Origin of the sequence: Citrobacter sp. CK202, assembly GCF_030333225.1 — a bacterium.
GTDB classification, from domain to species: domain Bacteria; phylum Pseudomonadota; class Gammaproteobacteria; order Enterobacterales; family Enterobacteriaceae; genus Citrobacter_B; species Citrobacter_B koseri.
This window is the reverse complement of record NZ_JAOWGI010000007.1, coordinates 101209-123038: the sequence shown is the minus strand read 5'-3', so window position 1 is coordinate 123038 and position 21830 is coordinate 101209. Positions and strand designations below refer to the sequence as shown.

Genomic DNA, 21830 nt, shown 5'->3' with positions numbered 1-21830 from the left:
GCACCAGGGAGGATAACGTTGCTTCAGCAACGGCCCGTAGGGCGAGGCGCAGCCGAGTAATCCTCCCGGATGCACCATCTTCTCCTGAATACCTCCATTACCTCTCTACCCTGAACAATCCTCATTTCTCTGTCAGCGACAAAATCAGTCAATTACGATAAAGTAACATCTGGTCATTTGGTTTGTGAGAACACGATGTACGAACGTTATGCGGGTTTGATTTTTGATATGGATGGCACCATCCTGGATACCGAGCCGACGCACCGTAAGGCGTGGGACGAGGTATTAGGGCGCTATGGTCTTCGCTTTGATCTGCAAGCGATGGTGGCGCTTAACGGTTCTCCAACCTGGCGTATCGCGCAGTCGATTATCGAACTGAATCACGCCGATCTTGACCCTCATGCGCTGGCGCAAGAAAAAACTGATGCAGTGAAAAGCATGTTGCTGGATAGCGTAGAGCCTCTGCCGCTGGTTGAGGTGGTTAAAGCCTGGTACGGCCGTCGACCTCTGTCGGTGGGAACGGGCAGCGAAAGCGCAATTGCCGAAGCGCTATTGACCCATCTGGGGCTGCGTCGTTATTTTGATGCAGTTGTCGCTGCGGATCATGTTCTGCACCACAAACCCGCGCCGGACACGTTCCTGCTGTGTGCGAAGCGTATGGGCGTTGTGCCGACGCAATGCGTCGTGTTTGAGGATGCGGATTTCGGCTTGCAGGCAGCACGCGCGGCGGGAATGGATGCCGTGGACGTTCGACTATTGTGAGTGACGGGCTGTCGCTCCTGTCACTGTTTGCCAGCAGTTTTCTCAGCGCCACGCTGTTGCCCGGTAATTCCGAAGTTGTTTTAGTTGCCATGTTAGTCTCCGGGGTAAGTCATCCCTGGGTCTTAGTCTTAACAGCAACAATGGGTAATAGCCTTGGAGGGTTAACTAACGTTATCCTTGGGCGTTTTTTTCCGTTGCGCAAAACATCGCGCTGGCAGGAAAAAGCCACTGGCTGGCTTAAGCGCTACGGTGCAGTCACACTATTATTAAGCTGGGCGCCGGTTATCGGTGATTTGCTGTGCCTGTTAGCGGGATGGATGCGCATCTCGTGGGGGCCAGTGCTCTTTTTTTTATGCCTTGGTAAAGCGTTGCGTTACGTTATCGTCGCAGCCGCTACGGTTCAGGGCATTATGTGGTGGCACTAATTGTGGGATAGACATTTACCGTCACCATTACAATTATGCTAATTAAAACGATTTTGACAGGCGGGAGGTCAATTTGATCCCGGACGTATCACAGGCTCTGACCTGGCTGGAAAGGCATCCTCAGGCACTAAAGGGGATTCAACGCGGGCTGGAGCGCGAAACGCTGCGTGTTAACGCTGATGGCACGCTGGCAACCACGGGTCATCCTGACGCGTTAGGCTCGGCGCTGACGCACAAATGGGTCACGACAGATTTTGCTGAAGCCCTGCTGGAGTTTATTACCCCGGTAGACGGCGATATTCAGCATATGCTCACATTGATGCGCGACCTGCATCGCTATACGGCCAGAAATTTGGGTGATGAGCGAATGTGGCCGCTGAGTATGCCTTGCTATATTGCTGAAGGGCAGGATATTGAGCTGGCGCAGTACGGTACGTCAAATATTGGTCGTTTGAAAACGCTTTATCGGGAAGGGTTGAAAAACCGTTACGGCGCGTTGATGCAAACCATCTCCGGCGTACACTACAATTTTTCGCTGCCGATGGCATTCTGGCAGGCGAAGTGTGGCGTCGTGGACGGGGAAGATGCGAAAGAGAAAATTTCCGCAGGCTATTTCCGCCTGATCCGTAACTATTACCGTTTTGGGTGGGTCATTCCGTATCTGTTTGGCGCCTCTCCGGCTATTTGTTCCTCATTCTTGCAGGGCAAACCCACCACGCTGCCGTTTGAAAAAACGGACTGCGGTATGTACTACCTGCCGTATGCAACGTCGCTGCGTTTGAGCGACCTGGGTTATACCAATAAGTCGCAAAGCAATCTTGGAATTACGTTTAACGATCTGCATGAATATGTGGCAGGATTGAAGCGCGCGATCAAAACGCCGTCCACGGAGTATGCGGAGATCGGTCTGGAGAAGGACGGTAAACGCCTGCAAATCAACAGCAACGTGCTACAGATTGAGAACGAGCTGTATGCGCCGATCCGCCCTAAACGCGTGACGCGTAGCGGAGAAACGCCGTCAGATGCGCTTCTGCGCGGCGGGATTGAATATATCGAAGTGCGTTCGCTGGATATTAACCCGTTCTCGCCTATTGGCGTGGATGAGCAGCAGGTGCGTTTCCTGGATCTGTTTATGGTCTGGTGCGTACTGGCCGATGCGCCGGAAATGAGCAGCGACGAGCTGCTGTGTACGCGCACGAACTGGAATCGGGTGATTCTGGAAGGGCGTAAACCGGGGCTGACGTTAGGGATTGGCTGTGAAACCGCGCAGTTCCCGCTGCCGAAAGTGGGTAAAGATCTGTTCCGCGACCTGAAACGTGTGGCGCAAACGCTGGACAGCATCCACGGGGGAGAGGATTATCAGAAGATATGTGATGAACTGGTTGCCTGTTTCGACAACCCGGAACTGACGTTCTCAGCGCGTATTCTGCGATCGATGATTGATACCGGGATTGGCGGCACCGGCAAAGCGCTGGGCGAGGCTTATCGCAATCTGCTGCGCGAAGAACCGCTGGAGATTTTGCGTGAAGAGGACTTCATTGCTGAGCGTGAGGCGTCAACGCGTCGTCAGCTTGAGGTTGAAGCGGCGGATACCGAACCGTTTGATGCGTGGCTGGAAAAGCACGCCTGACAGAAAAGAAAAAGGCCACTCGTGAGTGGCCAAAATTTCATCTCTGAAAACAGGGATGATGATAACAAATGCGCGTCTTTCACATACTCAGACTCGCCCCGGAACGAAGAGTTCAGTTTATTTTAAAAAATATTATCGGAGGTGGCTAAATGCCGTTGTTAGATAGCTTCACAGTCGATCATACCCGGATGGAAGCACCAGCAGTCCGGGTCGCGAAAACGATGAACACCCCGCATGGCGATACCATTACCGTGTTTGACCTGCGTTTCTGCATCCCGAATAAAGAAGTGATGCCTGAGAAGGGTATCCATACGCTGGAGCACCTGTTCGCTGGCTTTATGCGTAATCATCTGAACGGCAACGGCGTTGAGATTATCGATATCTCCCCGATGGGCTGCCGTACCGGTTTCTACATGAGCCTGATCGGTACGCCTGACGAACAACGTGTGGCGGACGCCTGGAAAGCCGCGATGGCTGACGTGCTGAAAGTGAAGGAGCAGAATCAGATCCCGGAACTGAACGTTTATCAGTGCGGTACGTATCAGATGCACTCTCTGAGCGAAGCGCAGGATATTGCACGTCATATTCTGGAACACGACGTTCGCATCAACAGCAACGAAGAGCTGGCCCTGCCGAAAGATAAATTGCAGGAACTGCATATCTAGTCGAATGCAATGCCCGGTGGCGCGATGCTTACCGGGCCTACAATGTGCGCGTTCTGTAGGCCGGATAAGGCGCAGCCGCCATCCGGCATTATGCCCGGTGGCGCGATGCTTACCGGGCATACAACGTGTATGTTCTGTAGGCCGGATAAGGCGAAGCCGCCATCCGGCGTTATGCCCGGTGGCGCGATGCTTACCGGGTCTACAATGTGCGCGTTCTGTAGGCCGGATAAGGCGCAGCCGCCATCCGGCAAAAAAAAAAGCCAGTTCATGATGAACTGGCTTTTTTATTAATGCGCGCCTCCACCGCCGCCGCCCGCGCCGAAAGGTGGTTTGGCGAACCAGACCAGCCCAAGCAGCACGAGGAAGATCCCGGCCGACATCCAGAAGATCTCATTGGCGGAAATAATCAGCCCCTGATTGGTAATCTGCTGGGCGATCCAGCCTGACGCCTGCTGCTGCGTCATCCCCAGCCCCTGTAGCTGATCGTACATCGCCTGGGCATTGGGGTTGTACGGATTCACCGACTCGGTCAATTGCGAATGGTGCATCGCCTCACGGTTGGTCCACATGGTGGTGGTGATTGATGTACCAATTGACCCTGCCAGCGTTCGCGTAAAGTTCGACAGGCTCGACGCCGCCGCCAGACGTTCAGGCGGCAAGCCTGAGAGCGTGATGGTGGTGAGCGGCATAAAGAAGCAGGCTACGGCGAAACCCTGAATAAACTGCGGCCAGGCCGATGCGCCGAAATCCATACCCGGTTCAAACGTCCACGCACGCCAGTAAAAGCAGACGGCATACATGATAAAGCTGAACGTGACCAGCCTGCGCATATCCAGCTTGTGGGCGAAACGTCCGATAATCGGCGACAGGATCACCGGGATTACCCCGACCGGCGCTGAGGCCAGGCCGGCCCACGTCGCGGTATAGCCGTATACCTCCTGCAACAGCTGCGGTAACAACACAATCGCGCCGAAATAGAGCATATAGGCGAGACTGATACACAAACAGCCAATCGTGAAGTTACGCGACTTGAACAAGGAGAGGTCAACGATTGGGTTATCGTCGGTCAGCTCCCAGACAATCAGGAAACTGATGGCAATGACGGCGACCACGGTCAGGATGATAATCTCTTGCGAGGCGAACCAGTCCAGCTCTTTCCCGCGGTCAAGCATGATCTGTAGACTGCCGATACCAATCACCAGCAGCGCCAGGCCGATAGCGTCGATACGTCGCTGCTCGGTGCGGGTCTCGCGACCGCGCAGGGTTTGCAGCGTCATCAGCACGACCGCAACCCCAATCGGCACGTTGATGAAGAAAATCCAGCCCCAGTGATAGTTATCGCTGATGTAGCCGCCCAGTATCGGGCCGCAGATCGGCGCGACAATCACCGTCATCGACCATAGCGCCAGCGCGATAGAACGTTTTGCGGGAGGATAGTTATTCAGCAACAGGCTCTGTGAGAGCGGGATTAACGGCCCTGCGACGACACCCTGAACCACGCGGAAGAAGATCAGCATGTTCAGACTGTTGGAGACCCCGCACGCCCATGACGCAATGGCAAAGGCGACGGTTGACCACATGAACAGCTTCACTTCCCCGACGCGTTTCGCCAGCCAGCCGGTAATCGGGATGGAGATCGCGTTCGCCACCCCGAATGAGGTGATAACCCATGTCCCCTGGCTCAACGATGAGCCAAGGTTCCCGGCGATGGTGGGGATCGCCACGTTAGCAATGGTGGAGTCCAGCACCTGCATGAATGTCGCCAGCGACAGCGCAATCGTCATAATGACCAGCTGCGCGCCTTCCAGCGGTTTTTGCTGTTGCATTACACGCACCTCAGGATTATCCCGCGTTGGCCTGCACAATCTCTTCGATCAGCTTATTGACCGGAGCGAGATTAATTTCTCGTGCGTTACTCTCAGAAACCGGGGTACTACGAACCTGGCTTGCCAGCACCTGTCCGTCGCGGTTCGACGTATCCACGGTGACGAGGGTTGATAAGCCGATACGCAGCGGATGCTGCGCCAGTTGCTGCGCATCCAGTTCAATACGTACAGGCAAGCGCTGCACGACCTTGATCCAGTTGCCGGTAGCGTTTTGCGCCGGAAGCAGGGAGAAGGCGCTGCCTGTCCCCATATCCAGGCCGACAACCTTACCGGTGTATTTCACGTCATCGCCGTAAATATCGCTGATGACCGTTGCCGGTTGGCCGATACGCATATGGGCGAGCTGCGTCTCTTTGAAGTTCGCGTCCACCCACAGGTTGGTGGCAGGCACGACCGCCATCAGCGGCGTGGTCGGGCTAATCTGCGCGCCAGGCTGTACGGCGCGGCGGGAGACGTAGCCGGTCATCGGGCTGACGATTTTGGTACGCTCCAGCGCCAGCCAGGCGTTGCGCACTTCCGTAGCCGCCTGTTGCACGGCAGGCTGATCTTCCAGCTTGCTGCCGAGGATCATCGCCTGGTTTGCGTTATATTGTTGAATTGCCACATCCAGCTGCGCCTGCGCGCTGGCGACGGCATCACGCGCGTGTTGCAGCTCTTCGCGACCGATCAGGTTCGCATTGCCCAGCGGCACGCGACGGTTAAAGTCGCTTTGTGCCTGCGCCAGTGCGGTTTTCTGCACTTCAATGCTGGCCTGGAGCTGCTTGCTATTGATCATCAACTGGTGCGTCTGGCGAACGCTGGAGGCCAGCGCCGTTTTCGCTTTTTCGAATGCCTGTCTGGCATCCGTCTGGTCGAGCGTGACCAGCACGTCGCCCTGTTTTACAAAGTCAGTGTTATCAGCCCAGACTTTCGTCACGCTGCCTGATACCTGCGCCATGATTTGAACCTGGTTCCCTGCCACGTACGCATCATCCGTTTCTTCGATATGACGCAGTACTAAAAACCAATAAATCCCATATGCCACGGCAATTGCGATAAAGAGCAAGGTTAAAAGGATTAGCGCGCTTTTACGTTTGCCATTCTTCTTAACCGGTTGCTGCGGGGTTTGAGTCTCCGCATTTGCGCTCATGTTGTTCTCCACGATCTTATTTTTCATATCGGCTGGGCCGACGTTTTTGTCAGAAAGGCCAGCAGTATGACGTGCTGGCCTGTCAGTTTTTTCTTTTATAAATCTGGATGATTGAGCGTGTCGACGCGTTAGCGTAGCGCCTCAAGAACGGCGCCATCCTGATCCATCTGATCGAGACGCGTCAGGAGCTTACGAGTGATGTGCTCAAGTTGATCTTTTTCGGCGGTGCTGAGAGAGGACCATAGCTGGTGCAGGCAGTGATGCTGAGGCGGTAACACCTCGCGCAAAAACGCGTGACCTTTCTCCGTCAGTTGCAGATGCAGGCAGCGACGGTCGTTATCGCTTTCACGACGTTCGATCCAGCCGCGTTTCTCTAATTCATCTGCGATACGTGTTGCGTTGGTACGGGACGAGCCCAGCGCGCAACTCAGTTCAGATGGCTGAATACTGTGGTTTTCCTGAGACTCCAGCGTAATCAACGCCATAAACAACGTCTCGTTAATCCCTTGAGCTTTCAGCATCTTATTGCGGTTTTCCAGCAGTTTGCCTTGCATATGCATGCAAAGGCGGGTCAGAAGGATCTCCTGGTAAGGAAACTCTTCGTGGCGGCTGGCGCGAAATTTTAGCATTTGTTCAATGGGCGTAAACGAACTATCCATTTGGGCATGACCTCATTAATTTCAGCCGATATAGTAACGACAGTGACAAATAAAGTAAATGTATTATTAATTTAAAATGATTCTTTTGGGTTATAAAATGACCCCTATCTTCCAGGCGAGTCCATAGCCCAGAGCGCTCAGTAGCGTTGGGATGATGATGCTGCGCGTCTTGTAGAAACTGACGCCCAGGACGGCAAACCCGACCAGCGTCGGAATGAACCGGCTGGCGTCGTGCATCACTTCGGGAGCCGTAGACACCACCAGCAGGGCGCAGATGGACGCGATGCCAATGGTGTCGAGCAACACGCCCGTTGCGCCGCGCCTGGCGGGACGGGTGTTTCCCATTCGCAGACGAAGCGGTAAATAACGAAAACAATAATTGGCGCAGCCGACCAGCAGCCCCAGCAGCAAAACCTCATAACTCATCGGGCGCTCCTTGCCAGAACGACTGGATCAAGGCGGTCAGACACCCGCTGGCGATACCCGCCAGGATAGCCGCTGGAATGGAAAACAGCGTGACGCCTGCCAGCGCGCCGATTAACGCCGCCGTGACGCACAGCGTTTGTTTGCGTTGAAAAGAGGCGAGCAAAAAGCTCATAAACAGAGCTGGCAGCATAAAACCTAATGCCGCCTCAACGGCGGGGAAGCCTTTCAGCAATCCGCTCCCGGAAAATGCGCCAATGACCGTGCCGAGCACCCAGGAGGCCCAGGAGCAGAACGCGATGCCGATCATCCAGTTTTCACTCCAGCGGCGGTTATCCCGCACCAGTTTGGCCGTGGCGGCAGCAAACACTTCATCGGTGAGACCAAATGCCCACAGGGCGGTTTTAGGTTTACTGAGCCGTTGGCTGATGCGACTACGCAGGGAAGGGCCGTACAGCACATGGCGTACGTCCATCGCCATCACGGTCAGCGCGGCGACCCATAATGTGCTGCCCGCCGCGAGCATGGTGGTGATGACGAACTGGCTGGCGCCTGCGTAAATAATGCAGGAGAAAAAAACGCTTTCGAGGGGAGTAAAGCCCAGACGGGTGGCGTTAAGGCCAAACGCAAACGCCACCGGAATATAACTTATGACTATCGGTAAACTGTCTTTGAATCCTTCCGTTAATGTTGCCGGACGGGGCTCAGACTGGGGTGCAGGGCTTTCCATAAGATTATCTGATTCGTCACCGATGTTAAAATAACCAGCATAAATGAATCATATAACCTTAACAGAGTGGGGGGCGCCTTAACACCCTGGGGAGCTCAATCAAAGGTAAACGCTTGCCATCTGCTTAATTTGCGGCTTCTTGTCGGTGAAAACCTCGCCACCAGACCAGCAGATTGAGCGCGGCGACGGTGGTACCGGCCAGACAAACGCCGGCCCAGCCGGCATGCTGCCAGGCCGATGCCGAAATCAACGAACCGGCGGCGCCGCCGATAAAGTAGCTGGTCATATACCCGGCGGTGAGCCGGTTACGCGCATCCGGGTGGACGCGGTAAATCACCGTCTGATTGGTGATGTGTACGCCCTGCACGGTGAGATCCAGCACCAGGATGCCAATAATCAGCGCCAGCACGGAGCTGTGTCCGTACCAGATAGCCAGCCAGGAGAGCAACAGCAACAGCAGGCCGAAAGTCGTGGTGAGATGGGACTTCCCTTTATCGGCAAAACCGCCCGCCGGACGTGCGCCCAGCGCGCCAGCGGCTCCCGCCAGACCAAACAGCCCAATCATCCCTTCGGAATAGTTAAACGGCGGCGCGGCCAGTAAAAAGGCCATCGATGTCCAGAGAATGCTGAAGTTGGCGAACGTCAGGCAGCCTAACAACGCGCGGGTGCGCAGGAGGCCGTCGTGGATAAACAGGCTGAACACGGAACCCAATAGCTGCGGATAGTTAAGATGCGTTTCTGATTTCACCTTTGGTAAACCGCGCCACAGCGCGATGGCCATCAGCGCCATCAGCACAGAAGCGACCCAGAAGACGGTGCGCCAGCCGCCAAGATTCGCCAGCAATCCGGCAACGGTACGCGCCAGTAAAATCCCCAGCAGCAGGCCGCTCATGATGGTGCCGACCACTTTGCCGCGCTTATCCGGCGTGGCGAGCGTCGCCGCCAGCGGCACCAGGATTTGCGCCACGACGGAGAACAGCCCGGTGAGCGCCGTGCCGAGAATCATCATGCCGAGCGACTGACTGCTGGCGGTAATCAGCATGCCGCCTGCGGCCAGCAGCGTCATGGAGACGATGAGCGTCCGGCGCTCGAACATATCGCCCAGCGGCACCAGAAAGAGCAATCCGGCGGCATAGCCCAACTGAGCGGCGGTAACGATAAAGCCCGCCGAGCTGGCGGAAAGCGAGAAATTGTTTGCGATAGTATCGAGCAACGGCTGGGCGTAATAGTTACTGGCGACGGCCAGACCGGTTGCCACGGACATTAAAACAATCAGCGCCGGGCTAAGCCCGTGAGTGGATTTAGTCATTATTTTGAGTCAGATATGATTTCCTGGGGTATCAATCATAGCGGATGTTTATGAATGTGAGTGGTTTGTTGAGTGATGGATTGTGCGGTTGGGGGAGGGCGTATAGGCCGGATAAGGCGCATTGCGCCACCATCCGGCATTGGTGTGGTTACTGCGCCTGATGGCGCGCAGCTTTAAGGCCGACGAGTGGGTTATTTCTGCGCGGCCAGCGCTTCTTTTACCCAGCCGTCAAACTGCTGCTGGTGGGCTTTGATCCAGCCGTCAACGTGACCCTGAACATCGGCCTCGGACGATTTGCCTTCATGCATCATCGCGTTCTGCGCGTTGATATCCGCCAGCGGCACCTTCATGATGGCGAACAGCTTCGCCGCCGCCGGGTTTTTCTCTGCCCAGGCTTTGTTGGCGACAATGTGCATGGTGTTCACCGGGAAGCCATAGTTCGCGCCGTTCGGCAGTTTAGTATCAATGTCTTTCTGCTCGCCCGGCAGGGAAGAGAACGGCACCTGTAACCAGACAACATCTTTACCCGGCTTCATCACGTCGCTCACCCAGTACGGCGTCCAGGTGTAGTACAGAATCGGCTTGCCTTCTTTGAAGCGGGTGATGGTGTCGGCCATCATCGCTGCATAGTTACCGTGGCTGACGTCGACGGTTTTTTCCAGATCGAACGCTTTGTTCTGGTGGTTAATCACCGCTTCACAGCCCCAGCCTGGCGAACAACCCATCATGTCAGCTTTGCCGTCGCCGTTGGTATCAAAGATTTTGGCGATTTTCGGGTCTTTCAACTGGGCGAGGTTAGTGATCTTGTACTGCTCAGCGGTTTTCTTGTCGATCAGATAACCCTGCGCGGCGCCCGTCACGAATACCCCCTCGCGATAGAACTTTTTGTCTCCGCCCGCAGCGGCGTACATATCATCATGCAGCGGCTGCCAGTTCACGGCGGTAAAAGTTGCATCGCCAGAGGCAATGGAGGTGTAACCGACGTTGTAATCAACTTCGCTTGGCTTATTGACGGTATAACCCAGTTTCTCCAGCGCGCGGCTGACCAGCAGCGTCTGGAAGGTTTCTTCGGTGATGGTGCTCTGCACCGGCTGTACGGTAACGCCTTTGCCCGGCAGGTCGGCAGCGAATGCGCTGGTAGAGACAAGGGTGGCAAACGCTGTGGCAAATAGAATGTTATGTCGCATCGTTGTTCCTTATTACACTTCATCTTCCAAGCTGCCTCTTTGTTAGCTGCACTCATGCACCCCGGTCACGTACTGCGTGTACGCTCCTGGGGATACATTCGTTTGCCGCCGCGATGCAACTTGAACGATTTTGTGTAAGCTAATGAATTGTAGACCCGGTAAGCAATGCGCCACCGGGCAACGGGTGAATTACTTAACGAAAGGGCGAGTGATAAGCCCAACGGGACCGGTGGTATACCAGCGGCGGTTGCCACGGCTGCGCGAGTCGCGACCAACGGCCTGGGTCAGGCGGTCCAGAATGATAGCGAGGATCACAATACCGACCCCGCCGACGGTCGCCAGCCCCATGTCGAGGCGGCCAATGCCACGCAGCACCATCTGACCAAGCCCGCCGACGGCAATCATAGAGGCGATCACTACCATGGAGAGGGCAAGCATGAGCGTCTGGTTAACACCCGCCATAATGGTGGGCATGGCCAGCGGTAGCTGTACTTTAAACAGCATCTGACGCGGACTGGCGCCAAATGAGCGTGAGGCTTCGATCAAATCCGCCGGAACCTGGTTAATCCCCAGAATGGTCAGACGCACAATCGGCGGCAGGGCAAAGATAATGGTCACTACCACCCCCGGCACGTTACCGATACCGAACAGCATCACGATCGGCACCAGATAGACGAACGCAGGCGTTGTTTGCATCGCATCCAGCAGCGGGCGGACAATTTTCGCCGCACGCGGACTGCGCGCCAGCCATATCCCCAGTGGCAAACCGATGACCACGCAGAACAGCAGGGCGGTCAGCACCAGCGCCAGGGTAATCATCGCCTGTGACCAGGCGCCAATCGCGCCGATGGCAATCAGGGACACCAGCGTGGCGGCCCCCATCCCCAGGCCGGAGATCTGCCAGGCGATCAGTGCGAAAATGATAATCGCCACCGGAGCTGGCATACCCAGCAACAGCTGCTGGAAGCCATTGAGAATGTAATCCACCGGTACACGGATGCCCTGGAAAACGGGGCGGAAATGCGTAACGACCCAGTCGATCCCTTCAGTGACCCAGCTGTCCAGCGGGATCAGCGTCTTATGGAACGGGTCCATAATATTAAAATGTTCTGGCGCAGGCGCAGGCGCGCTGGTCAGCCAGTCTGCGCCGCCGCCATCGGCAGGCGCGCCCGAAGGCGTTCCCCAGGCGTCGGCGGATTGCGCGGCGCTATCCGCCGCTGGCGCGGTATCCCACGGATTAGTTTGTTCAGCCATTGTTTGCCCCCTCGCGATCTAAAGCCTGTAGCAGCATGCGTTTTGAAATAATGCCGACATACTGTTGTTCCTCGTCGACAACCGGCACCGCACAAGGCGCCTGGCCAACATGAGAGAGCAACTCGCTAAGAGGTGTTTGCGCATCCACCGCCAGTGACTCGTCAATAAGCGCTGCTTCAATACCTTGCGCCTGGCTTAATGCCGCTTTTAATGAGTCGATGGAAACAATGCCGACAAACTTATTACCGCGTTCAATCACATAACCAAATTCACGGTCTTCATCCTGCAATAATTTCAGTGCGGAACGCGGACCAAAACCTGGCGTTTTACGAATTAATCCCACCGGGCTGCGGCGGGCAATATCTTTGGCGCTGAACACCTGGCTAATATCGACCCCACGGAAGAAGGTGCGGACATAATCATTCGCCGGGTTATTCAGAATTTCATCTGGCGTTCCCACCTGAACGACTTCGCCGTTTTGCATAATGGCAATACGATCGCCAATACGCATCGCTTCATCGAGATCGTGGGAAATAAAAACGACGGTACGCTGATGTTTTGCCTGTAGTTTTACCAGCTCATCCTGCATCTCGGTACGAATTAAGGGATCGAGCGCCGAGAAGGCCTCATCCATTAACAGAATGTCAGGGTTGATCGCTAATGCGCGGGCCAGACCGACACGCTGGCGCATACCGCCGGAGAGTTCATCCGGGTAGCCGTGCGCATAATTCTCCAGCCCCACCTGGCGTAAGGCATCCAGCGCTTTTTCACGGCGCTCTTCAGCGGCAACGCCGGCTAATTCCATGCCGAATGCCGTATTATCCAGTACGGTCATGTGCGGCATTAATGCAAATGACTGGAAAACCATCGCAATTTTCTTTCTGCGCACCTCGCGAAGCTCGGCGTCAGATATTTTTGCAATATCAACGCCGTCGATCAGCACTTGCCCGCGGGTGGGTTCAATCAGGCGATTGAGAAGGCGTACCATTGTGGATTTACCCGAACCGGATAATCCCATGATGACAAAAATCTCGCCTTCTTCAATGGCCAGACTGGCGTCTTTAACGCCAAGCGATAGCCCTGTTTTATCCAGAATTTGCTCTTTCGAAAGTCCTTTTTCAATATATTTGAAAGCTCGCTGCGGATGCTCACCAAATATCTTATAGAGATTCTTAACTTCTAATTTAATTGCCATGCAATAGAAAGATTCCTGTTATTTATTATGTCGATACGATACCTGATAGAAATAGTCACCTTTTTCTACCCTAACATACTGAGAATCTGAGACAACCCTGAATTTTCCTCAGGCACAAATATTGCCGGAGGCCATTTGCCGGGATTTCCCATGATATAAGGGCTGAGCGGGAGTGGGGGGAGAGCGATATTTTTTGTAACGACCACCGAAAACGCGCCTGAATTGCTGAAATTCAGGCGAATAATGTGGCAGATATTGAGTGTAGATCACACAGAAATAATTGTGTGATAAAAACGTGATCCCGTTAAAATATTATCGCGGAAGTGTGATCGATATTTACCGCGATAATCGCCGTCAAAAATTCCAGTCTTCGTCTTCGGTTTCGATGGCTTTTCCCATCACATAGGAGGAGCCTGAACCGGAGAAGAAATCATGGTTTTCATCCGCATTCGGTGACAGCGCAGCAAGTATGGCAGGATTGACCTCCGCCATTTCTGCGGGGAATAACGCTTCGTAGCCCAGGTTCATCAACGCTTTATTGGCGTTGTAACAGAGAAAGGCGTTAACGTCTGCCACCCAACCGGTTTCGGCATACAGTTCTTCCGTATAGCGAGACTCGTTGTCATACAGCTCCATCAGCAAATCAAGGGCGAAATGTTTCAATTCGTCGCGTTCGGATTCCGACAGTTTCTCCAGCCCTTTTTGGTATTTATAGCCGATGTAATAACCATGTACCGCTTCGTCACGAATAATCAGACGAATCAGGTCGGCGGTGTTGGTCAGCTTGCCCCGGCTGGAAAAATACATTGGCAGCCAGAAGCCGGAATAGAACAGGAAAGATTCCAGGAATACGCTGGCGATTTTCTTTTTCAGCGGATTGTCGGCGGTGTAATGTTGCAGGATAATCTGCGCCTTGCGTTGCAGCGGCGCATTTTCCTCACTCCAGGCATAGGCCGCGTCTACGTCTTTCGTCTGGCAAAGCGTAGAGAAAATCGAGCTGTACGAGCGGGCATGTACCGCTTCCATAAAGCTGATGTTTGACAGCACCGCCTCTTCATGCGGCGTCAGCGCGTCCTGCATCAACGCGGGGGCCCCGGCGATATTCTGAATGGTGTCGAGCAGCGTTAATCCGGTAAACACGCGGATGGTAAGCTGCTGCTCGGCGGCGCTCAGCGTCTGCCAGGCGGGGATATCATTGGAAAGCGGCACCTTTTCCGGCAGCCAGAAGTTGCTGGTCAGGCGGTTCCACACTTCCAGGTCTTTATCATCCTGAATCTTGTTCCAGTTGATGGCGCTCACGCGTGATAGTTTCATCCTGCTCTCCTTATAGCGCGCATGATACGCAGCCTTCTATTTCAGTACCTTCCAGCGCCAGCTGACGCAGACGGATGTAATACAGCGTTTTGATCCCTTTTCGCCACGCGTAAATCTGGGCTTTGTTGATATCGCGGGTTGTCGCGGTATCCGGGAAAAACAGCGTCAGCGACAGTCCCTGATCAACGTGGCGTGTGGCTTCGGCATAGGTATCAATGATTTTTTCCGGGCCGATTTCATAGGCGTCCTGGTACATGTCCAGGTTCTCATTGGTCATAAACGGGGCCGGGTAGTAAACGCGCCCGGTTTTTCCTTCTTTGCGGATCTCTATCTTCGACACGATCGGGTGAATGCTTGACGTCGCGTGGTTGATATAGGAAATGGAACCGGTCGGCGGCACCGCCTGTAAATTCTGGTTATAGATGCCGTAGCGCATCACCTCATCCCGCAGCCGTGCCCACATTTCGCGGCCCGGAAGCGTAATGCCGCTACGGGCAAAGAGCGCACGAACCGTGTCGGTTTTCGGCTGCCAGTCGCCCTGCAAATATTGTTCGAAATACTCGCCGCTGGCATAGCGCGATTGTTTGAATCCGGCGAAGGTTTTACCTCGTTCACGCGCCATCATCATTGAGGTATTCAGCGCGTGCCAGGTCACGGTGTAGAAATAGAGGTTGGTGAAATCCAGCGCCTCCGGGCTGCCGTAGGCAATGCCTTCTCGCGCCAGATAACCGTGCAGGTTCATCTGCCCCAGGCCAATCGCGTGTGACGCGGCGTTTCCGGCTTCAATTGACGGTACGCTGCGGATATGGCTCATATCCGATACCGCCGTCAGGCCGCGAATCGCCGTTTCCACCGTGCGGCCAAAATTCGGGGAGTCCATCGTATGGGCGATGTTCAGCGAACCGAGGTTGCAGGAGATATCATGCCCGGTCTGCGCGTAATCCAGATTTTCATCATAGGTGGAGGCGCTGTTGACCTGCAAAATCTCCGAGCACAGGTTGCTCATGTTGATGCGACCGGCAATCGGATTCGCGCGGTTTACCGTATCCTCGTACATGATGTAGGGATAGCCTGACTCAAACTGGATTTCCGCGAGCCGCTGGAAAAATTCGCGCGCGTTGATGTACTGCTTGCGTACGCGTTCGTCGGCGAGCAGCTCATCGTACCGTTCGCTAATGGCGATATCTCCGAACGGTTTGCCGTAAATGCGTTCGACATCGTAAGGCGAGAACAGCGCCATCTGCGCGTTTTCTTTCGCCAGACGGAACGTTACGTCCGGGATCACCACGCCCAGCGACAGCGTTTTAATGCGGATCTTTTCATCGGCGTTTTCGCGTTTCGTGTCGAGAAAACGCAGGATATCCGGGTGGTGCGCGTGCAGATACACGGCGCCCGCCCCCTGACGCGCCCCTAACTGATTAGCGTAAGAAAAGGCGTCTTCCAGCATCTTCATTACCGGGATCACGCCCGAGGACTGGTTCTCAATACGCTTGATCGGCGCGCCCGCTTCACGAAGATTCGAGAGCAAAAACGCCACGCCGCCGCCGCGCTTGGAAAGCTGTAGCGCCGAGTTAACCGCCCGGCCAATGGACTCCATATTGTCTTCAATGCGTAACAGGAAGCAGGAGACCAGCTCGCCGCGCTGTTGTTTGCCGCAGTTTAAGAAGGTCGGCGTGGCTGGCTGAAAGCGCCCGGAGAGGATTTCATCGGTAAGCTGCATCGCCAGCGCTTCATTGCCCTGCGCCAGCGTCAGCGCCACCATTGTCACCCGGTCTTCAAAGTCTTCAAGGTAGCGTTTGCCGTCGAACGTTTTCAGCGTATAGCTGGTGTAATATTTCCACGCGCCAAGGAACGTCTGGAAGCGAAAACCGCTGGCGTGGGCGTGAGCAAACAGCTTCACCACGAAAGCGCGATCGTAGCGGGTTAAAACGCTTTCGTCGTAATAGCCTTCGCGAAGCAGATATTCCAGGCGCTCGTCCTGGCTGGCAAAGGAGACGGAATTGGGGCGGACATGGGTGGCAAAGAACACCTCTACCGCCTGCCGATCCTTGTCGAACTGAATATGGCCTGCTTTATCGTACAGATTCAGCATGGCATTCAGCGCGTGATAATCCATCGTTTCTTGCTTCACACGTTCTGCGGTTGTCGTTGCCAAAATTCGCTCACTCCTTTTCGGACGTTGTCGATGTCGCTTTGCGTTCCCATCAGTTCAAAGCGGTACAGCCAGGGGACGCCGCATTTTTGTGAAATGACCTCGCCAGCGCGACCGTAAGCCTCGCCAAAGTTACGGTTGCCGGAGGCGATCACGCCGCGAATTAACGCCCGGTTATGTTCATCATTTAAAAAGCGGATCACCTGTCGTGGAACCGCGCCTGCCGTACCGCCGCCGCCGTAAGAGGGGACGACCAGAATGTAAGGTTCGTCTACCCTGATTCGCTCGCGTTCATTAAGCGGAATGCGAATAGCGGGCAGCCCCAGACGCTGCATAAAGCGGTGTGTATTTTCGGAGCTGCTGGAAAAGTAGACGAGTTGGCTCATGCGCTGGCCACGCGCGCATCAGGATGCAGACGGTTGATCATATCCGGGCGGAAGCCTGACCAACTGGTATCGCCCGCGATGACCACCGGCAGCTGGCGAAAACCTTTTTCCCGCAGGGTATCTGCCGCGTCGGGAACCAGATCGACGTTCACCATCTCAAAGTCAAATCCACGGCTTTCCATCGCCCGTTTGGTGGCGTGGCACTGAACACAGTCGTTACGAGTGTAAATAGTAATGCGCATGATTCGTATTTCCATTTAAAATGAGAGAACGGCGCGATGATATGCGTCGGGTTGTGTGTGTCTTGATAGAGAGAATACTAGATGTAGATGAATAAAGTTTCAACCACACAAGATATGGGAAATATCGATTAATTTGCTTCTGCTGATTAGCTCAGCGGGAATGGGGGGGTATGGTTAAACGTCGCCCGATGGCGCTTACGCTAATCGGGCCTACGGTGTAGGCCGGATAAGGCGTTTACGCCGCCATCCGGCAATAGCGGGTTTACATCCGCATCCCAACAGCCAGGCGGTTGAAGCAGTTCATCAGACTGATAGCGAAGGTCAGATCGCTGATTTCACGGGCGCTGAAACTTTCGAGTAGCGGCAGATACGCGTCATCTTCGGCATGCGTTCTTGCGATATCCGTGACGGATTCCGCCCAGGCCAGCGCCGCACGCTCCTGTTCGCTGAAGTGATGGCTTACCCGCCACCCGGCCAGCGCATCCAGTTTGCTTTGCGCCACGCCGGATTTACGCAGGGCTTTGCTGTGCATCTCCAGACAAAATGCGCAACCGTTGATCTGTGAGATACGCAGATAAATCAGTTCCATCAGCGTGGTGTCCAGCGCGCTGTTTTCCAACGCTTTTTTGGCCTGGCCCAGCGCACTATAGACTTCAGGGCTAAGTTCATAATAGGGCTGACGTAATGTCGTCATCATACTTCTCCTCGTTTAGACGTCAGCAATGTAGCACTATAATGGACTGCTAAAGAGAGCCATATTTTTATGAAAAAAGCAGACCATAAAGGATCGTTCACCTGTGCCACGCTACCAGCAAATCGCCCGTCAGTTAAAAAACGCCATTGAGCATGGCGAACTCAAGGCCGGGGCGCGTTTGCCGTCCAGCCGGACATGGTCGCAAGAGTTAGGCGTTTCACGCTCGACGGTCGAAAACGCGTACGGCGAGCTGGTGGCGCAAGGCTGGCTGGAGCGGCGCGGGCAGGCCGGTACGTTTGTCAGCGGGCATGTACGTCCAGAAAAAACGGTCGCTACGCCTGCCGTTTTCGCCGGAGAAAGCCAGACGCCCGATCCATTTCAAATGGGATTGCCTGCGCTGGATCTTTTCCCGCGTGAGATTTGGGCGCGGGTGATGGGGCGTCGCCTGCGTACGCAGACCCGTTTTGATCTCGCGTTGGGCGACGTCTGCGGCGAAGCGGTTTTGCGCGAAGCCATTGTCGATTATCTGCGGGTGTCGCGCAGTATTGAATGCCTGCCGGAACAGGTGTTTATCACTTCCGGCTATGCGTCCTCAATGACCCTTATCCTGCGCGCGCTGGCGAAACCTGGAGAAGGCATGTGGGTTGAAGATCCCGGGTTTCCCCTTATTCGCCCGGTGATTGCCCAGGAAAATGTCGGGCTGATGCCGGTTCCGGTCGATGATCATGGACTGAATGTGGCGGCAGGCATTCACGATTACCCACAGGCGCGTTTTGTGTTGTTAACGCCGGCCCACCAAAGCCCGCTCGGCGTGGCGCTCTCTTTAACCCGTCGCCGCCAGTTACTTGAATGGGCGGCGAGCGCGCAGGCATGGATTATCGAAGATGATTATGACAGTGAATTTCGTTACCACGGCAAGCCGCTTCCGCCGCTGAAAAGCCTCGATGCGCCGCAGCGGGTGATCTATGCCGGAACGTTCAGCAAGTCGCTGTTTCCGGCGCTGCGTACCGCATGGCTGGTGGTTCCGCTTAATCAGGTGGCGCGTTTTCGTCAACTGGCGGGGCTGATGGCCTGTAGCGTGCCGGTACTGTGGCAGCAGACGCTGGCGGATTTTATCCGCGATGGTCATTTCTGGCGGCATTTGAAAAAGATGCGCCAGCATTACGCCAGGCGACGGCTTTGGATGGAAGAGGCGCTGCGTGAGCAGGGATTCGCCGTTGTCCCGCAGGAAGGCGGCATTCAGCTGGTGGTTGCGGTGGATGCTGATGACCGGTTGCTGACGGCGAAAGCCAATCAGGCCGGACTGGCGGTGCAGGCATTGAGCCGCTGGCGGCTTCAGTCAGAAGGAAGGGGAGGACTGCTGCTGTCGTTTACCAACATCACTTCAGCGGGAATGGCAAAACAGGTCGCACGTCAGCTTCGGGAAGCCATAACCGACACGCCGTCGGCCGGATAAGACGCTCTGCGTCGCATCCGGCAAGATTCCCCGTTAACGGCGTAAACTTAACAGCGCCCCGACAACGATGCCGACAGCGGCGGCTGCCCCCATGCTGCACCAGGGTTTTTCTCGCACAAAGGTATCCGCGCATCCTACGGCATCACGCGCCGCCTGTTCTACTCGCGTGCGGCCATGCATACGGGCACGGGTTTCTTTCAGCAATGCCTGCGCTTTGCGCCGCGCGGTTTCCGCTTCATCTTTGGCATCACTTCCCCATGATTTCAGCACGTCTTCAAGGGTATCGGCTAATTGACTGACATCGTTCTGAATATCCTGAACATTTTCATCGGCGTCTTTTCGGCTCGGTCGGTTAAACATATGATCCTCCATTGATTTCGATGTGAACTTCAGTGTAGTCCATATTTTTTATCTTCTGAGGCGCGTCACGGTATATTCGCGAGTTTATGGATTTTTCTGAAAGCGTTGCTAATGCTGGATCGGGTAAGGTAAGCCCGCAGTAAAGGATAACGAGGATAAAATATGTATTTACGACCCGATGAGGTGGCGCGCGTACTTGAAAAAGTGGGTTTTACCGTAGATGTGGTAACACAGAAAGCATACGGTTATCGACGTGGCGAAAATTATGTGTACGTTAATCGTGAAGCGCGTATGGGGCGTACCGCATTAGTGATTCATCCGACGCTAAAAGAACGCAGTTCTTCACTGGCTGAACCCGCTTCGGAAATTAAAACCTGCGATCATTATCATCAGTTCCCGCTTTATTTAGGCGGAGAAATTCACGAACATTACGGCATACCGCACGGCTTTAGTTCACGGATTGCGCTTGAGCGCTATTTGCATGGACTGTTTGGTGAAGCAAAACCAAATTCAAACTAACGAAGCGACTGGCCTTGCCAGTCGCGAAGAAAGCGGGGCTCAGGCTTTAGCCTGGTGGTAGCTGCTGACTTTGAACAGGCGTCGGCAATAATCAAGGAAGTAGCCGTAAACCGCGCCCATCAGCATGGATATCACGATATTCGAACTGACTGCCGCTGTAATCTGGTGCCAGTCTGCGCCGACCGTCAACAAAATCGCGACATAAACTGGAGACTGGAAGGTGACGTAAGCCAGTACATCCGCCAGATTCTTCACCCAACTCGCCGGGCTCGCCTTACGCGCGACGCGCATAATCGCATCACGATACATTCCATAGGGCCACGCGATCAGAATATTGACCGGAATGGCGACCAGACGGGAAGACAGCGACTGTTCAAAGGTCATTCCAGAGAGGAATATCTCGATCAACATGTTCACGACAGAACAATAAACAACCATCGCGAACGTGTCTGCGACTGCATGACGCAAGCGTGACTGCGGTGAGAACATGTTAATGCTCCTTGTAAAAGGGTAAAAATCGCCATTGAACGTGTGGTTGTAGTGATTTAGCGTAGTGCTTTCGCTAATGCATAGCGTATATCTCTACATAATAACTATCAACTAGTGTAAAATTTTTATTTATTGTCTTTTTGTCGATAAAATACTCTGTCAGTGTCTGTTTTTTGTTCGTTTCGGGATTTTCGTTGTCCGCCGTGACTAATGTTTTCCAAATCAATGGCTTAACTTTTATTGTTTTTTTCGGCATTTTGCGCAAGCGAGGCGGGAGCGAAAGGGCATCGACGGCTGCTGTTGTGTACGCCGGGGAGGGGCCGCTTTTTTAATTTTGCAGGCGTGCGTTATTCTGGCTGATATATAACGGCGAAGGCGAATAAATATAAGCGGCGGTGTGCAGGCCAGATATTGCTGTATATCCCACTCTCTGGAAATATAATCAATAATCGAATATACTTTCTGGCGTAATACTTGTTTTCCCCTGCGTTAAAAGGTTTTATTGTTATGACTTTGATGTTACAGAATTTAAATAATATCCGTACACTGCGCGCAGTGGCCCGTGAATTCTCCATTGACGTTCTTGAAGAAATGCTCGAAAAATTCAGGGTTGTCACTAAAGAAAGACGCGAAGAAGAAGAAGAGCAACAGCGTCTGCGCGCTGCACAGCAAGAGAAAATTAATACCTTTCTGGAGATGATGAAAGCCGACGGCATCAATCCAGAAGACTTATTAAATATGGGGGCGGCAACGCCGCGTTCAGGTAAAAAACGTCAGCCGCGCCCGGCAAAATATCGTTTTACCGATTTTGATGGTGAGACGAAAACATGGACTGGTCAGGGGCGTACGCCTAAGCCGATTGCCCAGGCGCTGGCGGCGGGGAAATCTCTGGATGATTTTCTGATCTAATTTCGCGGTATTTTGCCGGATGAGACGGTGCTTATCCGGCTGATATCAACCTGGT

The 21830-nt window shown here is 54.3% G+C and carries 24 protein-coding genes and 1 other RNA gene; 8 read left to right on the top strand and 17 right to left on the bottom strand.

The window, feature by feature from the left end; genetic code table 11:
- The 5 genes from OGX84_RS00625 to luxS form a co-directional block, all read left to right on the top strand.
- Positions 1-77, top strand: a non-coding RNA gene (locus OGX84_RS00625) — RtT sRNA; the annotation flags it as partial.
- A gap of 118 nt (positions 78-195) precedes the next feature.
- On the top strand, positions 196-762 hold the full coding sequence (gene yqaB / locus OGX84_RS00620; RefSeq protein WP_049011712.1) for a fructose-1-phosphate/6-phosphogluconate phosphatase: 567 nt from the start codon (positions 196-198) through the stop codon (positions 760-762).
- Positions 759-1187, top strand: a complete 429-nt coding sequence (locus OGX84_RS00615) for a YqaA family protein (RefSeq protein ID WP_012134802.1) — start codon at positions 759-761, stop codon at positions 1185-1187. The genes yqaB and OGX84_RS00615 overlap by 4 nt, the downstream gene beginning before the upstream one ends.
- 73 nt (positions 1188-1260) lie before the next feature.
- Entirely contained in the window at positions 1261-2817 is a 1557-nt protein-coding gene (gene gshA / locus OGX84_RS00610; protein ID WP_275166657.1) for a glutamate--cysteine ligase, read from the top strand.
- 149 nt (positions 2818-2966) lie between these two features.
- Complete coding sequence (gene luxS, locus OGX84_RS00605; RefSeq protein WP_012134800.1) at positions 2967-3482, top strand: S-ribosylhomocysteine lyase; 516 nt, start codon at positions 2967-2969, stop codon at positions 3480-3482.
- Here luxS and OGX84_RS00600 read toward each other — a convergent pair.
- The 15 genes from OGX84_RS00600 to OGX84_RS00530 all read right to left on the bottom strand — a co-directional run bounded on the left by OGX84_RS00600 (position 3479) and on the right by OGX84_RS00530 (position 18042).
- Complete coding sequence (locus OGX84_RS00600) at positions 3479-3751, bottom strand: hypothetical protein (protein ID WP_147491768.1); 273 nt, start codon at positions 3749-3751, stop codon at positions 3479-3481. The genes luxS and OGX84_RS00600 overlap by 4 nt on opposite strands.
- 18 nt (positions 3752-3769) lie before the next feature.
- Positions 3770-5308: a multidrug efflux MFS transporter permease subunit EmrB gene (gene emrB, locus OGX84_RS00595; protein WP_012134799.1), complete on the bottom strand. Its 1539-nt coding sequence runs from the start codon at positions 5306-5308 to the stop codon at positions 3770-3772.
- Positions 5309-5324: 16 nt separating this feature from the next.
- Positions 5325-6497 carry a multidrug efflux MFS transporter periplasmic adaptor subunit EmrA gene (gene emrA, locus OGX84_RS00590; protein WP_024130884.1) on the bottom strand — a complete coding sequence of 391 codons (1173 nt, stop codon included), beginning with the start codon at positions 6495-6497 and terminating at the stop codon, positions 5325-5327.
- Positions 6498-6625: 128 nt separating this feature from the next.
- Positions 6626-7156 carry a transcriptional repressor MprA gene (mprA, locus tag OGX84_RS00585; RefSeq protein WP_012134797.1) on the bottom strand — a complete coding sequence of 177 codons (531 nt, stop codon included), beginning with the start codon at positions 7154-7156 and terminating at the stop codon, positions 6626-6628.
- Positions 7157-7246: 90 nt separating this feature from the next.
- A complete protein-coding gene (gene ygaH, locus OGX84_RS00580; RefSeq protein ID WP_047461737.1) occupies positions 7247-7582 on the bottom strand; it encodes an L-valine transporter subunit YgaH in 336 nt (111 codons plus the stop codon).
- Positions 7572-8309 carry an AzlC family ABC transporter permease gene (locus OGX84_RS00575; RefSeq protein ID WP_012134795.1) on the bottom strand — a complete coding sequence of 246 codons (738 nt, stop codon included), beginning with the start codon at positions 8307-8309 and terminating at the stop codon, positions 7572-7574. Before OGX84_RS00575 ends, ygaH begins: the two co-directional genes overlap by 11 nt.
- A gap of 124 nt (positions 8310-8433) precedes the next feature.
- Complete coding sequence (locus OGX84_RS00570; RefSeq protein ID WP_110493909.1) at positions 8434-9618, bottom strand: MFS transporter; 1185 nt, start codon at positions 9616-9618, stop codon at positions 8434-8436.
- Between the two features lie 191 nt (positions 9619-9809).
- Positions 9810-10805, bottom strand: coding sequence for a glycine betaine/L-proline ABC transporter substrate-binding protein ProX (proX, locus tag OGX84_RS00565; protein ID WP_012134793.1), 996 nt, complete (start codon positions 10803-10805; stop codon positions 9810-9812).
- 189 nt (positions 10806-10994) lie between these two features.
- The gene (proW, locus tag OGX84_RS00560) at positions 10995-12059 is read right to left on the bottom strand and encodes a glycine betaine/L-proline ABC transporter permease ProW (protein WP_047461746.1); all 1065 of its coding nucleotides are present in this window, start codon (positions 12057-12059) and stop codon (positions 10995-10997) included.
- The gene (gene proV / locus OGX84_RS00555) at positions 12052-13254 is read right to left on the bottom strand and encodes a glycine betaine/L-proline ABC transporter ATP-binding protein ProV (protein ID WP_012134791.1); all 1203 of its coding nucleotides are present in this window, start codon (positions 13252-13254) and stop codon (positions 12052-12054) included. Before proV ends, proW begins: the two co-directional genes overlap by 8 nt.
- A gap of 354 nt (positions 13255-13608) precedes the next feature.
- Positions 13609-14568: a class 1b ribonucleoside-diphosphate reductase subunit beta gene (gene nrdF, locus OGX84_RS00550; RefSeq protein ID WP_012134789.1), complete on the bottom strand. Its 960-nt coding sequence runs from the start codon at positions 14566-14568 to the stop codon at positions 13609-13611.
- A 10-nt stretch (positions 14569-14578) separates the two neighbouring features.
- Positions 14579-16723, bottom strand: a complete 2145-nt coding sequence (gene nrdE, locus OGX84_RS00545; RefSeq protein WP_110493910.1) for a class 1b ribonucleoside-diphosphate reductase subunit alpha — start codon at positions 16721-16723, stop codon at positions 14579-14581.
- Positions 16696-17106, bottom strand: coding sequence for a class Ib ribonucleoside-diphosphate reductase assembly flavoprotein NrdI (nrdI, locus tag OGX84_RS00540; protein WP_012134787.1), 411 nt, complete (start codon positions 17104-17106; stop codon positions 16696-16698). The genes nrdE and nrdI overlap by 28 nt, the downstream gene beginning before the upstream one ends.
- Complete coding sequence (gene nrdH / locus OGX84_RS00535) at positions 17103-17348, bottom strand: glutaredoxin-like protein NrdH (RefSeq protein WP_024130882.1); 246 nt, start codon at positions 17346-17348, stop codon at positions 17103-17105. The genes nrdI and nrdH overlap by 4 nt, the downstream gene beginning before the upstream one ends.
- A 262-nt stretch (positions 17349-17610) precedes the next feature.
- Entirely contained in the window at positions 17611-18042 is a 432-nt protein-coding gene (locus OGX84_RS00530; RefSeq protein WP_024130881.1) for a carboxymuconolactone decarboxylase family protein, read from the bottom strand.
- A 103-nt stretch (positions 18043-18145) separates the two neighbouring features.
- Between OGX84_RS00530 and pdxR the strand changes: the two genes are divergently transcribed.
- A complete protein-coding gene (pdxR, locus tag OGX84_RS00525; RefSeq protein ID WP_112001704.1) occupies positions 18146-19498 on the top strand; it encodes a MocR-like pyridoxine biosynthesis transcription factor PdxR in 1353 nt (450 codons plus the stop codon).
- 33 nt (positions 19499-19531) lie between these two features.
- Here the strand turns inward: pdxR and OGX84_RS00520 are convergent, their stop codons facing one another.
- Positions 19532-19858 (bottom strand): ElaB/YgaM/YqjD family protein, encoded by a 327-nt coding sequence (locus tag OGX84_RS00520; protein WP_112001705.1) that lies wholly within the window; start codon positions 19856-19858, stop codon positions 19532-19534.
- Between the two features lie 162 nt (positions 19859-20020).
- Between OGX84_RS00520 and OGX84_RS00515 the strand changes: the two genes are divergently transcribed.
- Complete coding sequence (locus OGX84_RS00515; RefSeq protein WP_012134782.1) at positions 20021-20377, top strand: DUF2002 family protein; 357 nt, start codon at positions 20021-20023, stop codon at positions 20375-20377.
- Between the two features lie 39 nt (positions 20378-20416).
- Here OGX84_RS00515 and alaE read toward each other — a convergent pair whose 3' ends face one another.
- Complete coding sequence (alaE, locus tag OGX84_RS00510) at positions 20417-20866, bottom strand: L-alanine exporter AlaE (protein ID WP_024130879.1); 450 nt, start codon at positions 20864-20866, stop codon at positions 20417-20419.
- Between the two features lie 507 nt (positions 20867-21373).
- Between alaE and stpA the strand changes: the two genes are divergently transcribed.
- A complete protein-coding gene (stpA, locus tag OGX84_RS00505; RefSeq protein WP_112001725.1) occupies positions 21374-21775 on the top strand; it encodes a DNA-binding protein StpA in 402 nt (133 codons plus the stop codon).
- Positions 21776-21830 lie beyond the last annotated feature (55 nt).

Coding starts and splice junctions, on each gene's coding strand:
- OGX84_RS00520 (WP_112001705.1), bottom strand. CDS start 19,858: ATGTTTAACCGACCGAGCCGAAAAGACGCCGATGAAAATGTTCAGGAT.
- proV (WP_012134791.1), bottom strand. CDS start 13,254: ATGGCAATTAAATTAGAAGTTAAGAATCTCTATAAGATATTTGGTGAG.
- ygaH (WP_047461737.1), bottom strand. CDS start 7,582: ATGAGTTATGAGGTTTTGCTGCTGGGGCTGCTGGTCGGCTGCGCCAAT.
- emrB (WP_012134799.1), bottom strand. CDS start 5,308: ATGCAACAGCAAAAACCGCTGGAAGGCGCGCAGCTGGTCATTATGACG.
- emrA (WP_024130884.1), bottom strand. CDS start 6,497: ATGAGCGCAAATGCGGAGACTCAAACCCCGCAGCAACCGGTTAAGAAG.
- nrdF (WP_012134789.1), bottom strand. CDS start 14,568: ATGAAACTATCACGCGTGAGCGCCATCAACTGGAACAAGATTCAGGAT.
- stpA (WP_112001725.1), top strand. CDS start 21,374: ATGACTTTGATGTTACAGAATTTAAATAATATCCGTACACTGCGCGCA.
- luxS (WP_012134800.1), top strand. CDS start 2,967: ATGCCGTTGTTAGATAGCTTCACAGTCGATCATACCCGGATGGAAGCA.
- OGX84_RS00600 (WP_147491768.1), bottom strand. CDS start 3,751: ATGAACTGGCTTTTTTTTTTGCCGGATGGCGGCTGCGCCTTATCCGGC.
- OGX84_RS00530 (WP_024130881.1), bottom strand. CDS start 18,042: ATGACGACATTACGTCAGCCCTATTATGAACTTAGCCCTGAAGTCTAT.
- mprA (WP_012134797.1), bottom strand. CDS start 7,156: ATGGATAGTTCGTTTACGCCCATTGAACAAATGCTAAAATTTCGCGCC.
- alaE (WP_024130879.1), bottom strand. CDS start 20,866: ATGTTCTCACCGCAGTCACGCTTGCGTCATGCAGTCGCAGACACGTTC.
- yqaB (WP_049011712.1), top strand. CDS start 196: ATGTACGAACGTTATGCGGGTTTGATTTTTGATATGGATGGCACCATC.
- OGX84_RS00575 (WP_012134795.1), bottom strand. CDS start 8,309: ATGGAAAGCCCTGCACCCCAGTCTGAGCCCCGTCCGGCAACATTAACG.
- OGX84_RS00515 (WP_012134782.1), top strand. CDS start 20,021: ATGTATTTACGACCCGATGAGGTGGCGCGCGTACTTGAAAAAGTGGGT.
- nrdI (WP_012134787.1), bottom strand. CDS start 17,106: ATGAGCCAACTCGTCTACTTTTCCAGCAGCTCCGAAAATACACACCGC.
- proW (WP_047461746.1), bottom strand. CDS start 12,059: ATGGCTGAACAAACTAATCCGTGGGATACCGCGCCAGCGGCGGATAGC.
- proX (WP_012134793.1), bottom strand. CDS start 10,805: ATGCGACATAACATTCTATTTGCCACAGCGTTTGCCACCCTTGTCTCT.
- OGX84_RS00570 (WP_110493909.1), bottom strand. CDS start 9,618: ATGACTAAATCCACTCACGGGCTTAGCCCGGCGCTGATTGTTTTAATG.
- nrdH (WP_024130882.1), bottom strand. CDS start 17,348: ATGCGCATTACTATTTACACTCGTAACGACTGTGTTCAGTGCCACGCC.